General features: G+C 50.0%; 14 protein-coding genes and 1 tRNA gene. 8 read left to right on the top strand and 7 right to left on the bottom strand.

The features are described 5' to 3' along the window. Nucleotides 1–43: 43 nt before the first annotated feature. A tRNA-Leu gene (locus tag BFP76_RS11745) sits at nt 44–128 on the top strand. Between the two features lie 42 nt (nt 129–170). Here the strand turns inward: BFP76_RS11745 and BFP76_RS11740 are convergent. The 7 genes from BFP76_RS11740 to rpsF form a co-directional block, all read right to left on the bottom strand. Further along, entirely contained in the window at nt 171–2,900 is a 2,730-nt protein-coding gene (locus BFP76_RS11740; RefSeq protein ID WP_099593820.1) for a DUF2339 domain-containing protein, read from the bottom strand. Between the two features lie 144 nt (nt 2,901–3,044). Then, nucleotides 3,045–4,418, bottom strand: coding sequence for an aminotransferase family protein (locus BFP76_RS11735; RefSeq protein WP_099593819.1), 1,374 nt, complete (start codon nt 4,416–4,418; stop codon nt 3,045–3,047). A gap of 170 nt (nt 4,419–4,588) precedes the next feature. Next, nucleotides 4,589–4,981 (bottom strand): DUF2237 family protein, encoded by a 393-nt coding sequence (locus BFP76_RS11730; protein ID WP_099593817.1) that lies wholly within the window; start codon nt 4,979–4,981, stop codon nt 4,589–4,591. Nucleotides 4,982–5,047: 66 nt separating this feature from the next. Further along, on the bottom strand, nt 5,048–5,593 hold the full coding sequence (locus BFP76_RS11725) for a tetratricopeptide repeat protein (protein WP_240514036.1): 546 nt from the start codon (nt 5,591–5,593) through the stop codon (nt 5,048–5,050). Nucleotides 5,594–5,722: 129 nt separating this feature from the next. Continuing rightward, on the bottom strand, nt 5,723–6,349 hold the full coding sequence (gene rplI / locus BFP76_RS11720) for a 50S ribosomal protein L9 (RefSeq protein WP_099593815.1): 627 nt from the start codon (nt 6,347–6,349) through the stop codon (nt 5,723–5,725). Between the two features lie 11 nt (nt 6,350–6,360). Next, complete coding sequence (gene rpsR / locus BFP76_RS11715) at nt 6,361–6,588, bottom strand: 30S ribosomal protein S18 (RefSeq protein ID WP_099593814.1); 228 nt, start codon at nt 6,586–6,588, stop codon at nt 6,361–6,363. A gap of 16 nt (nt 6,589–6,604) precedes the next feature. Next, the gene (rpsF, locus tag BFP76_RS11710; protein WP_099594127.1) at nt 6,605–6,964 is read right to left on the bottom strand and encodes a 30S ribosomal protein S6; all 360 of its coding nucleotides are present in this window, start codon (nt 6,962–6,964) and stop codon (nt 6,605–6,607) included. Between the two features lie 299 nt (nt 6,965–7,263). Here rpsF and BFP76_RS11705 point away from each other — a divergent pair, with 299 nt between their 5' ends. From BFP76_RS11705 to mltG, 7 genes are all read left to right on the top strand, one after another. Then, nucleotides 7,264–7,521 (top strand): hypothetical protein, encoded by a 258-nt coding sequence (locus tag BFP76_RS11705; protein WP_099593812.1) that lies wholly within the window; start codon nt 7,264–7,266, stop codon nt 7,519–7,521. A gap of 68 nt (nt 7,522–7,589) precedes the next feature. Beyond that, nucleotides 7,590–8,528 (top strand): ACP S-malonyltransferase, encoded by a 939-nt coding sequence (fabD, locus tag BFP76_RS11700; protein ID WP_099593810.1) that lies wholly within the window; start codon nt 7,590–7,592, stop codon nt 8,526–8,528. Between the two features lie 10 nt (nt 8,529–8,538). Then, a complete protein-coding gene (gene fabG, locus BFP76_RS11695; RefSeq protein WP_099593808.1) occupies nt 8,539–9,276 on the top strand; it encodes a 3-oxoacyl-[acyl-carrier-protein] reductase in 738 nt (245 codons plus the stop codon). Between the two features lie 253 nt (nt 9,277–9,529). Next, the gene (locus BFP76_RS11690) at nt 9,530–9,763 is read left to right on the top strand and encodes an acyl carrier protein (protein WP_099594125.1); all 234 of its coding nucleotides are present in this window, start codon (nt 9,530–9,532) and stop codon (nt 9,761–9,763) included. A 176-nt stretch (nt 9,764–9,939) separates the two neighbouring features. Further along, complete coding sequence (locus BFP76_RS11685) at nt 9,940–10,905, top strand: calcium/sodium antiporter (protein ID WP_099593806.1); 966 nt, start codon at nt 9,940–9,942, stop codon at nt 10,903–10,905. Between the two features lie 102 nt (nt 10,906–11,007). After that, complete coding sequence (gene fabF / locus BFP76_RS11680) at nt 11,008–12,267, top strand: beta-ketoacyl-ACP synthase II (RefSeq protein WP_099593804.1); 1,260 nt, start codon at nt 11,008–11,010, stop codon at nt 12,265–12,267. Between the two features lie 4 nt (nt 12,268–12,271). Beyond that, nucleotides 12,272–13,303: an endolytic transglycosylase MltG gene (mltG, locus tag BFP76_RS11675; RefSeq protein WP_099593802.1), complete on the top strand. Its 1,032-nt coding sequence runs from the start codon at nt 12,272–12,274 to the stop codon at nt 13,301–13,303. Nucleotides 13,304–13,343 lie beyond the last annotated feature (40 nt).

Below are 13,343 nucleotides of genomic sequence, written 5' to 3'. Positions count from 1 at the left end.
CGTGTACTACGCTGCACTGGTTTGATTTCAAATCACTGCATTGGCCCGAGTGGCGGAATTGGTAGACGCAGGGGATTCAAAATCCCCCGCCGCAAGGTGTGCCGGTTCGAGTCCGGCCTCGGGTACCACACCACAAAAAACGCTCCGCGATTGCGGGGCGTTTTTTGGTTTTACGCCTCCGCTTCGGGATCGTAATCTGGATCAACCTGTGGCGCGTCATCAATTGCGACCACATCATCATGCACGGCAAAACGTTGATGCAGCCACGCAATCCCCGCCAATGTCAGACCCAGCCCGATGAATGACGTGGCGCGACCCAATCCTTCTAATCCTGATGTATCGGCCAAGAACACTTTCAACGCGGTCAAACCTGCTAGCCCTAGGCCGATTTTGCGCAATATTTTATCATGGCGAATGATTGACCATGTGAACACCACAACGGTCGCAATCAACATCGCGGCGGTATAGCTGTACATTTCAGGTTTCAAAATTTCACTCGCGCTGATGTCTGGCCCATGCCAGAAACGGCGAATTTCCAAAATCGCCACCCATGTGAACAAGGCAGCCACAATTGGGATTTCCAACCAGCGGGGTAAAAGGCTGGGGATTTGTTTTACAAAGCGATGCGCAATCAAAATCAACGCGGGCAGGGCATAGGCCACGGTAACCGTATCAATCGGGAAAATACCCGTGACCAAGGAACGCGACAGAAAATGATGCCCAAGGGGCGAAAACACCGTCAGCGACAAGAACAACGCAACCCCACCTGCCAGCAGATAGGCATAGCCCAAGATTTTGCGAAACCGCACAAAGCTGTCTGCCATTTGAGCGCGGCGAAATTGCACAAGTGCAAGGATCAAGCCAACACTGGCAAACAGGCCAAGGATCACCATTCCTTCACTTTGCCCGCTGACACTGCGCCCGATCAGGATACAAACCAAGATCGCCAATACGGCAATGCCTGCGGTTTCAAATTGGGTGATTTCGCTGCCAAGTTTGTGTTTCGTGGCATGAAAAAATGCACCTGCAAATACCGCAACCACGGCGGCGAACAGGAATATCACCTGTCCCAAGGGCCCAATCATCGCCCAGAATAATCCGGGTTGAACCACCAATTGCCCCATGGTGATCGCGGCAAATGCAAGGGATGTGAATTTGCTAAAGAAAAAGCCAAATCGCGTGGTGAACAATAACGCAAGGGCGGATAATGCTGCAAAGGCGATGGTTTGGATTTCACCACCCAGCGTGATCAGCGCGGTATATCCAAGTGCGAGCAATGCCGCATTGCCCAAAATATCGGTGCTGGGCACATTATCCTTGATCCGCATATTAAGCCAGCTCATCGCGCCCAAATATGCCGCCAACCCCAATGAAAGCGCCGTCCAATTGCCATCATTCAATACCCCTGCGGGCGACCATTTTTCATATAAAAATGCAAAGCCGAGTAGCGGGAGCGTCGCCGTCAACAGGTTCCAATAAAACGGGCGCACAGATCCGTTTGTGCGCCAATAAGATGCGGCGAAAAACAATGCCATGCTGCCCAAAACCGAAAGCGTGGCAAAGGGAAAATAATCGCGAATGGCGGCGTGGTAATCCGCGCCGTACATATACGTCAGATCAGATCCTGGAATATGCCCAATCGCACCCACCGACCCAACAAGGCCAAGCCCGAAAATCCCCGCAAGCTGATCCAAATTCTGTGCGCGTTTTGTTGCAAATATCGCAAGTGCGGTCAGGATCAACAATGCAATCACGCCAACCTGCCAATGATCCAGCGACATGGTATTGGCCCAATTGATCGCAAGCCCTGCAATACCACCCGTCACCACGGCCAAAATCGTAGGGTATTGATGCGATACTTCGACAATTGATTTCACATCGACCCAGCGCGTCGATTCCCATTTTGGTGGCGCACCAAAGGCAGGGATCGTTGCCGCCATCACCGCAATCGCGGCAAAATAAAGCGATGCAACCGCATCATTGGGCAATGACAGATGCAATGCATAACCCCAAAATAACGCCGCTGCGATGGCAAGTGCGGACAGCCAAATCCAGCGTTGCGTGCGTTCCACAAATAATGACGCCCCAAGAACAAGCAGGAAATATAAATACATCATCGGGCTGGTTTCCGGTGCGCTCACCAACATGGGCGAGAAAAACGCACCAAGGATACCAATCACCGCCAACACGGGGCCATAAATGATGCCGCCCAACATGGCGATCCACGCGACCGCCGCCATTGATATGAACCCGATCAATGGGCTGGTCAGGTTATAGAGTGTATGGGCCGAAACAACACCTGCGAACAGGGATGCAACGCCACCTGCGGCCAATGCCACGGGGACGGAAAACCAGCCATCTTCGCCTTCGCGGGCATGGCGGCGCACCCATTCGGCGCCAATGATTAACGCAACACCAAAGGCAAGCGCACCAATAACACGCGCAACAGGGCCAAGATATCCGTTTTCAATACCGTATTGGACGATAAAAATACCACCAAATGCCAATGATAACGCCGCCAGCCAGATCACCCAATTGGCCTGAAAATTGGCCGCCAAACGATCGGTGAAATCAGGTGTTTTGGGCGGAGGGGGTGTTTTTACGATTGGTGCCGCTGTTGCGGGTTTTGGTGAGGCTTGCTCGGGTGCATTTACAATTGGTAGTGTTTTGCCCTTTTTCGCCTTGGGTGGGGATTTAGTGACAACAGGATCGGCGGTTGCCGCCGCCGCTGCGGCCTTGGGTGATAAAACGGGGGGGCGGGTTTTGTTTGGCTCTGCGTTATCACGTTCCCAAATCTGGCTTTGTAATTGTTCGATCTGAGATTGTAGGTGTTTGAATTTTTTTGACGTCGATACAAACAGATAAATGATTGCAACGATTAGTATTATTGTACCAACCATAAAATTCCCCTTTTTCACGAGCCTAGCTCGCGTAAATCAAGGCGTCTATTGCAAAATGTCGGTTATGAAATTGTAAAAGGGTCCCGAATGGGACCCTTTTACACGATATACAATGCCGCGAAATTGCGGCGGTGCACCTTTATATTAGGCAAATACAGATGTGAGAGCGTTATCAATCGCATCGCACACCTGATCCAAATCATCACGCGTGGAAATCAGCGCAGGCGATAGGCAAAGCGTGTTGTTAAAACCAGGAACCGAACGGTTGGTTGCGCCAATGATCACGCCTTGTTGCATACAATTACCCACAACGGCCTGAACCAGTTTTTCATCAACGGGTGCACGGCTTTCACGATCGGAAACAAGTTCTGCGCCCACAAACAAACCTTTGCCACGAACATCACCGATGACGGCGTGTTTGTCTTGTAATTCAGACAGCTTGCCCATCAGATATTCACCCATCTGGGTAGTGTTGTCCAACAGGCCTTCGGCCTCGATGATTTTCATGTTTTCAATCGCAGCTGCTGGCCCCGCAGTACAGCCACCAAAGGTGGAGATATCGCGAAAATAGCTAAGCGGATCTGTGTCGTCTTTGAACATGTCAAAAACAGCCTCGGTAGTGACCGCGCATGAAATCGCGGCGTAGCCTGATGCAACACCTTTGGCCATGGTCACGAAATCGGGTTTGATGCCATACTGTTGATAACCAAACCATGTGCCCGTGCGCCCAACGCCACAAACGACTTCGTCGATATGCAACAAGATATCGTATTTTTTGCACAAGGCTTGCACGCCTTCCCAGTAACCTTCGGGTGGGGTGATGACACCGCCACCAGCGGTCACGGGTTCCAAAACCATCGCACCAATTGTATCGGCACCCTCGCGCAGGATCACGGCCTCGATTTGATCAACGCAATATTTGCCATAATCGCCATCGGGTGTTTGACGGCGGTATTCCAAACAATGTGGCACCATGACAAAGCCAGGTGTAAACGGCCCGTATTGTGCATTGCGTTCCTCTTGCCCACCAGCGGACAGGTTGGCAATTGTGGTGCCATGATAATCGCGTTCGCGATACAAGATTTTGGATTTTTTGCCGCCGTGGTGTTTATGGCTGATCTGGCGCACCATTTTGTACACTTTTTCATTCGCCTCTGACCCAGAATTTGCGTAATACACCCGCGACAGGCCGGGCATTTTTGACAACAGCATTTCAGAGAAAATGGACCCCGGGATCGATCCCGCAGAGCCTGCGAAATAGTTCATTTTGACCAATTGGTCACGCACCGCATTGGCAATGCTTTCGCGCCCATAACCAACATTCACGGTCCAAACGCCACCTGATACTGCATCAAGGTGTTCTTTACCGTTTTGATCCCAGACGCGCATGCCTTTGCCTTCGACGATGATGCGCGGATCAGATGTTTCATATTGCTTATGTTGGCTAAGGTGATGCCACACATTTACGCGTTCTTGTTCAACGATATCCTGAATGTCGTTTGTTTGTAGATAATCCATCGCTGTCTCCTGAGCCGTGTTTATAAGAAATGTTGGCAGGGAAATTAGATTCTGTCAGCAAAGATTTTTATGCTTTGGGGGAAATACAGCGACATTCGGGAAAAACGAAACTTGGCCGTTTGCGGAAGTGTGGTTTTTTTTGGATATTTAGAACATTTGGAGTTGGGGTGTTAGTTCATATCCAGTGCGTGTGCGCGCAAAACCGCAAAGGGAATTGTTTCCAAAGTGTTGATATGCGTGCATTCAAGCAGAACATGGGGGGCTGCGTTAAATGCATCGGCCTGTGCCCAGCGATCCGCACACAGACACCAACGATCACCGGGGGTAAGACCATCAAAGCCAAATTCAGGGCGCGGCGTGGAAAGATCATTGCCGTGTTGTTTTGAAAAGGCGAGAAATTCGGCGGTGACTTGGATGCACACCGTGTGGCGACCGGCATCCTGTGGCCCTGTGTTGCAACAGCCATCGCGGAAAAAACCCGTGAGCGGATCAAGCGAGCAGGGTTTTAATGGTTCGCCGAGCACATTCACGCTTGGCTCGATTTGGACGGTTGGCGGTTTCATGGGCGGCTTTCCCAACAAAGGCAGGATTAAATTTTGCCCCTGTTGGAAAGATATTGCAAGTGTGGGTTAATAATCCGTTGTCAAATCGCCGCGAATGGCATTGGCAAGAGCGCGGTATGGCCAGTTATCTTTGCCAGAAAGGCTTGCGATTTCGATCAATTGATCAACGGCACCAGTGGTATTACCACTGCGCAACATGCCTTGTCCCATATAGGAACGCGCGGTGATATTTGTGGGATCAATTTCCAGCGCTGCGGTATAGTAAGTGTTGGCCAGATCAACGCGCCCAGCCTTGCGATGGGCATAACCTTTGTAGGTGAGAATGCGCGGATCGCGTGGGTTTGCCGCCATATCCAATAAGCGCAGCGCGTTTTCATATTGATTGGCATAGGCCAGTTCGCGTGCATTTTGATAGATTTGATCGTCGTTCAGGTTGCTTTCTTCGATTTCGACGCATTTTTCGGTTTTTTCATCCCAAACAAAGCCTTTTTCGCATTCCATGGTGGTTTGCGTTGGTTTGGGTTTTTCAGGGGTGCCGCTACCAGCGGCAAAGATTGGCATGGCAAGGCCGATTGCAATACTTGTTGTGGTGATAAGGGGGGCGAATTTCATGGCGTGTCTCCTGTTGGGGTGGCGTTAGTCATATAGTAACGCAGATTTCCCGACAAAAGTTTCACGATATCGCGATAAAAAAGGCGCACGAAAATTCGCGCGCCTTGATTTTGTGCAAAAGAGGATAGCTTACGCTTCGTCTTCTTCGCTTTTTTCTTCGGCTTCTTCTGAAGGAACTGCTTCTTCCAGTTCGTCCAGTGCAGCAGAACCGATATCGTCGAACAATTCAGCGATTTCGAAATCTGCTTCTGCGTCTGCTTCGGCAGCCAATTCTTGGATTGATTTACCTGATGCTTGCAATTCTGCTTCTTCAACAGAGCGTGCAACGTTCAGTTTCACCACACAAGATACTTCTGGGTGCAGAGCAACAGTCACTTCGTGAAGACCCAATTCTTTGATCGGAGCAGCCAAAATGATTTGTTTTTTGTCAACTGTGAAACCAGCCTCGGTTGCGGCATCTGCGCAATCGCGGTTGGAAACAGAACCGTAAAGCGCGCCAGCATCAGATGCAGAACGAATCACGATGAACTGTTCGCCGTCCAATTTTGCAGCAATTGCTTCTGCTTCTTTTTTGGTTTCCAGGTTCTGTGCTTCAAGCTGTGCTTTTTGCGCTTCGAACTGTGCTTTGTTTGCGTCTGATGCGCGCAAGGCTTTGCCCTGTGGCAACAGATAGTTACGTGCGAAACCTTGTTTCACGGACACAACATCGCCCATTTGACCCAGCTTAGCAACGCGTTCTAGTAGGATAACATCCATGGATTTTCCCCTTACTTAACAGCGTATGGCAGCAATGCCAAAAAACGAGCGCGTTTGATTGCCTTGGCAAGTTCGCGTTGTTTTTTTGCAGATACTGCGGTGATACGAGAAGGTACAATTTTGCCACGCTCAGAGATGTAGCGTTGTAGCAATTTTGTATCTTTATAGTCGATTTTTGGCGCGCCTTCACCGGTGAACGGGCAAGATTTGCGACGACGGAAAAATGGTTTATTTGCCATGATTTACAGGTCCTTCTTAACGTTCACGGTCGCGACGTTTTTCGTCACGCGCAGATTTAGCTTGTACAACAACAGATGGGCCTTCTTCGTGTTCATCAACACGGATTGTCAGCACACGCATAACATCGTCATGTAGCGACATCAGGCGTTCCATTTCTTTCACCGCAGTTGACGGTGCATCTGTTTTCAAAAACGCATAGTGGCCTTTGCGGTTTTTGTTGATTTTGTAGGCCATTGTTTTCAGACCCCAGTATTCTGATTCAACCAGCTTGCCGCCGTTGTCTGTCAGAACTGCGCCGAAGTGTTCGATCAAACCTTCGGCTTGCGCATTTGACAAATCTTGTCGCGCAATAAATGTATGCTCGTAGAGCGCCATTTCATTCACCATTTTCAAGCGTGCTTCAAAACAAGGGCCAATTCTTGCGCGCCCAAGTACGAGAGGCATCCGCGTTAAAATACTTGCGCAAGAAAGGTGGCTTATAACGTGAAATGGGGAAATGACAACGGGAAATTATGCGCGAGTGGGTTGCTTGGATTACACCTTTGGCGCGAAAAAACTTCGTGAATGTCCCATTAATGACATTTTAATGCCTTGTTTCGATTATATCCATTACTGAGCAACGGATAGATTGGCGAATCTTTCCTTAACGAACCGTATCAATAGGGGGCTTTGATATGAATATTGAACAAAAAGAGATAACGACATCTCTACGAACGCGAATTTCAGCGTTTTTTAGCAATGAATCTGGTGCCGTTACGGTTGATTGGGTCGTTGTTGCGGCATTTTTGGTGCTGCTGGGGCTAGGGATTACCGTGCAAATCAGCGCTGCGATCGATTCAAATATGGGTTCTCTTGCAGATATCATCACTGCTCAGGGCGAAGAAATGGATAGTCTGGACCCAACAGCAGCATCGGACGATCAAGATCCGTAAGTTTAAACTCTGGTGTTGAGTTTGACGCGGCGTTATAACAGCGCTGAGGAACTAACACAGAGAATTTAATGACACGCGCATTTGTTTTCCCCGGACAGGGGGCCCAAACAATCGGCATGGGCAAAGAGTTTGCGGATCAATACGCATCCGCGATGGCCGTTTTCCAAGAAGTTGACGATGCTTTGGGCGAAAACCTTTCCAAATTGATTTGGGAAGGTGATATCGCCGAATTAACGCTGACACATAATGCACAACCCGCATTAATGGCAACCAGCATTGCCGCAATGCGCGCATTGGAAGCGCAAGGCGTTGATATAAATGCAGCGGATTTCGTTGCTGGGCATTCTTTGGGCGAATATTCGGCATTATGTGCAGCGGGCGCAATTTCACTTACAGATACTGCAAAATTGCTGCGCATTCGTGGCAATGCAATGCAAGACGCCGTACCCGTCGGATTGGGTGCGATGGCCGCGATCTTGGGGTTGGATTTTGCCGCCGTGCAAGAAATCGCAACAAAAGCAAGCGCGGATGGCGACATTTGTCAGGCCGCAAATGATAATGACCCAAGCCAAGTAGTGGTGTCTGGCCACAAGGCGGCGGTCGAACGCGCATGTGATTTGGCCAAAGAAGCGGGTGCAAAACGTGCGATGTTATTACCCGTATCCGCACCATTCCATTGTGCATTGATGCAACCTGCCGCTGATGCAATGGCGGCGGCATTGGCCGAGGTGGATGTAAAAACACCAACCGTACCCGTAATCGCCAATGTTTTGGCAAGTGCGACATCTGACGCCGATGAAATCAAAAAATTGTTGGTGCAGCAGGTCACCGGTTCTGTGCGTTGGCGCGAAAGTGTGGAATGGATGGGTGCCAATGGCGTGACCGAGGTGTTTGAAATTGGTGCAGGCAAAGCATTGTCTGGGATGATCCGCCGTATTAACCGCGATATTAACTGTGTTGCCGTGAACAACCCAGAGGGCGCGGTTGCCGCAGCCGCAGCGATATAAAGGAAAGCAAATGTTTGATCTTAAAGGTAAAAATGCACTGGTAACAGGTGCATCTGGTGGTATCGGTGGCGAAATTGCGCGTGCATTGCATGCACAGGGCGCACAGGTTGCATTGTCTGGCACACGTGTTGAACCGCTTGAAAAATTGGCGGCGGAATTGGGCGAAGGCGCGTTTGTCACCCCTTGCAACCTATCCGATGTTGACGCGGTCAAAGCATTGCCCGGTCAAGCATCAGAGGCAATGGGTGGTTTGGACATTCTGGTCAATAACGCAGGTATCACACGCGACAATATTTTCATGCGCATGTCTGATGAAGAATGGCAAAGCGTGATTGATGTGAACCTCACATCCACCATGCATTTGATGAAAGCGGTGATGCGCCCGATGATGAAATCACGCTGGGGCCGTATTATTAACATCACCTCTATCGTGGGTGTGACGGGCAACGCAGGGCAGGTGAATTATGCCGCATCCAAGGCAGGCATGATCGGCATGACCAAATCATATGCCCAAGAAATCGCATCGCGTGGGATCACGGCAAACTGTGTTGCACCTGGGTTTATCGAAACCGCAATGACCGCGGAATTGCCTGAAAATGTGCAAACCGGAATTTTGGCAAGCATCCCCCAAGGGCGCATGGGCACAGCGGGTGAAATCGCCGCCGCAGTGGCGTTTTTGGCATCGAATGAGGCAAGTTATGTCACGGGTCAAACGCTTCACGTGAACGGCGGTATGGCGATGATCTAATTCCCCAATTGGTGGCAAAAAGTTGAATTTACCCTTGTAATAAAGGAAATTCATAGCCATCATATTGGAACAGGCGCAGAATGATATGGCGATTGGTTGATAAAACTATTGCCATATTGAAACATTCTGTTATAGCGCAGCGCAGTTGTAGCGTTTTACACCTGTATTGCGCAAAAACCGGCCCCTTGGGCCATCCATGTCGCAGCAACGCGGCAGTCTAACGGCCACTGGCCATAAATTGAGGATTGAGAATATGAGCGACATCGCAGATCGCGTAAAAAAAATCGTTGTCGAGCATCTGAGCGTTGACGAAGACAAAGTTGTTGAAGGTGCTTCTTTCATCGACGATCTGGGCGCAGACAGCCTTGACACAGTAGAGCTGGTAATGGCTTTCGAAGAAGAATTCGGTATCGAAATTCCTGACGATGCAGCAGAGACTATTCAGTCTTTTGGCGACGCAGTGAAATTCATCACAGAAGCTGCTTAAGCTTCTCTGATTACGATCAAAGCGGCGCGTCCTACGGGATGCGCCGTTTTTTTTATGGGTATACCAACTTTGCCCATTGAAAATCCTTACACAGTTTCACAGATAACCCAACAAGTGTTGACGCAATGATATTTTGCACAGCATGATTTGCGCAAAGCGCGCATAAAGGGTTCATCATGGACATTTTGAGTATTTTTTATCTGGTCGCAGGATTTATCGGTCTGATCTTTGGTGGCGATCTGTTGGTGCGCGGGGCGGTGGCGATTGCCGCGCGGTTTGGCGTTTCGCCATTCGTAATCGGCCTGACACTGGTTGGATTTGGGACATCGACACCTGAATTATTAACCAGTGTGAATGCCGCATTGTCAGGTGCATCTGGCATTGCCGTGGGCAATGTTGTGGGCAGCAATATCGCCAATGTGTTTTTAATCATCGGGATTGCGGCACTGATCGCACCAATGGCCATTGCGCGCACGGGATTTGTGCGTGATGGGGCGATGTTATGTATCGCAACACTTGCCTGTTTTATCGCGGCGCATTCTGGTGCCTTGGGGCGGGGTGCTGGATTTGGGTTTTTGGCGTTAATGGCGGGGTATTTGATTTATACCCTGATGTCAGAGCGCAAATCGCAAACCATCGCGGGCGAAAGCATGGCGCAACTGGGTGAAACCGTGGTGCCGGTGCATATGGGCAAACAGGTATTGTTCGTTGCCTTTGGTTTGGCGTTAACACTTTTGGGTGCAAAGTTTTTGGTGCAAGGCGCAGTGGCGCTGGCGGCGGGGTTTGGCGTGTCTGAAACCTTGATCGGGTTAACGATTGTGGCGGTCGGGACATCCATGCCCGAATTGGTCACATCGGTGATTGCTGCACGCAAAGGCCAGGCTGGCGTGGCCTTTGGCAATGTTTTGGGGAGTAATATTTTCAATATTTTGGGCATATTGGGTGTGGTTGCCATTGTACAACCCATTGATATACCGCCCGAAATCGTAAATTTTGATATTTGGGTGATGGCAGTTTCAAGCATTGTTTTGCTTGGCTTTGCCGTGAGCGCATGGCGGATTACACGCACCGCAGGTGCGATCATGTTGGCCAGTTATGTGGGCTATACCGTTTATTTGATTTGGCAAGCAACTTTGAGTTGAAAAATCTCACCTTAGCTTGGCGAAAAACCAGCAGCGTTTGCTTGCCCTTATACCCCCAAGGCGATACATAGGGGCAAGAAAAATGAATGAGGGACTATTATCATGCGTCGCGTTGTTGTCACGGGTTTAGGAATGGTATCACCACTAGCATGTGGTGTCGAAGAAACGTGGAAACGTTTGTTGACTGGTGAAAACGCCGCTGGCACGATCACACGTTTTGATGCGGATCATTTGGCAACGAATTACGCTTGTGAAATTCCATTTGGCGATGGTTCGAATGGCACGTTCAATCCTGATGATTGGATGGAGCCAAAGGAACGCCGCAAGGTAGATGATTTCATCCTCTACGGCATTGCCGCGGCGCAACAGGCAGTGGATGATGCGAATTGGAAACCAGAGGACGAAGAATCCCGCCTGCGTACAGGTGTGATGATCGGATCTGGTATCGGTGGGCTTGGCACGATTGCGGAAACATCTGTTACGCTCAAAGAACGCGGCCCACGCCGTGTTTCACCGTTCTTTATTCCCGCCTGTTTGATCAATCTGGTATCTGGCCAAGTGTCCATTCGTTTTGGGTTCAAAGGCCCAAACCACGCCGTTGTTACCGCCTGTTCCACAGGTGCGCATGCGATTGGTGATGCGGCGCGCCTGATTGCGCTGGATGATGCAGATGTGATGATTGCGGGTGGCGCAGAAAACCCGATCACCGAAATCGGCATTGCGGGGTTTAACGCCTGTAAGGCGCTGTCAACCAAACGTGGTGACGATCCTAAATCCGCATCGCGCCCATATGACGATGATCGCGACGGGTTCGTGATGGGCGAGGGTGCTGGTGTTGTTGTTCTGGAAGAATACGAACACGCCAAGGCACGTGGCGCACATATTTATTGCGAAGTTTTGGGTTACGGCCTGTCTGGTGATGCCTATCACATTACAGCGCCATCATCAGATGGTGACGGTGGTTTTCGTTCCATGCAAGCAGCGATCAAACGCGCAGGGATCACACCCGCCGATATTGATTACATCAACGCGCACGGCACATCGACCATGGCCGATACAATTGAATTGGGTGCGGTCACACGATTGATGGGGGATGCGGCGAAAAATGCGACCATGTCATCCACAAAATCCGCGATTGGCCACCTGTTGGGTGCAGCGGGTTCCGTTGAGGCGATTTTCTGTATTCTGGCGATGCGCGATCAAATTGCGCCACCCACATTGAATTTGGAAAACCCACCTGCGGATGCGGTGCTTGACCTTGCGCCCAAATCCGCCGTTAAACGCAAGATTGATACTGTTTTGTCGAACTCTTTCGGGTTTGGTGGTACAAATGCGTCATTGGTCTTTGGTCGGGTAAAATAAGAAAATGTTCGCACGCCACATTGCTGCTAATTTTGTAAATCTGCTGATTGTTTTGTTGATCGCGGGGGGCGTTGCCATCCTGTGGGGGAAATCCCAATTCAACAAGGCAGGGCCGTTAACGCAGGAAACCGAATTTGCGGTAAACCCCAATGATCGGATCAATTCATCCAAATCGAAAAAGGGCGTGGCGGAACGGCTTGAAGATGCTGGCATTATTTCGGACGCGTCCATTTTCCGTGCAGGTGCGAAATATTTGAATAAAAACAGCCAATTAAAGGTTGGCGATTACGTCATTCCAGAGGGTGCGTCGATGGCGCAGGTTTTGGACATTGTGAATTCTGGCGTGGGTATTTCGCAAAATGTGACATTCCCCGAAGGTTGGACAAATCTGCAGATCGTTGAACGTTTGATGGCGCAGGAACAATTGACGGGCGAGGTGACGACATTACCACCAGAGGGTGGGTTATCGCCCAATACCTATGCCTATAATCGTGCGGATACACGCCAGAGCATCATTGATAAAATGGTTGTCGCACAGCAAATTATTCTGGACGAGGTTTGGGAAAACCGCGCCGATGATCTGTTTTTGAAAACCAAAGAAGAAGCCTTGATCGTTGCCTCCATTATCGAAGGGGAAACCCCGGTGAAGGAAGAATTGCGTTTGGTTTCAGGCGTGATCATCAACCGTTTGCAAAAAGGCACACCATTGGGGATGGATTCCACCACCGTTTATGAATTCACGGGTGGTGATCCCAAAAAGATGCGCGATATTCGCCGTTCGGATTTGTTAAAAGACACGCCATATAACACACGCCGTTTTGCCGGCCTGCCACCAACGCCGATTGGCAACCCAAGCCGACGCGCATTGGAAGCGGCGGTAAACCCAGAAAAGACAGATTTCATGTTTTTCGTGGCTGATGGCACGGGTGGGCACGCATTTGCCAAGACGTTGGCAGAGCATAACAAGAATGTTGCCAACTGGCGCCGTATCGAACGCCAACAAGCGGCGGATCGTGCAAAAGCCAATGATAACTAGGGTTTAGCCCAAGTGTTAATCAGGTGTTAACGTATAGTGC

This window comes from Paramylibacter kogurei (genome assembly GCF_002742285.1).
Lineage (GTDB): Bacteria > Pseudomonadota > Alphaproteobacteria > Rhodobacterales > Rhodobacteraceae > Amylibacter > Amylibacter kogurei.
Note: the sequence above shows the minus strand (reverse complement) of the source record. Positions and strands in the feature narration are given on the sequence as shown.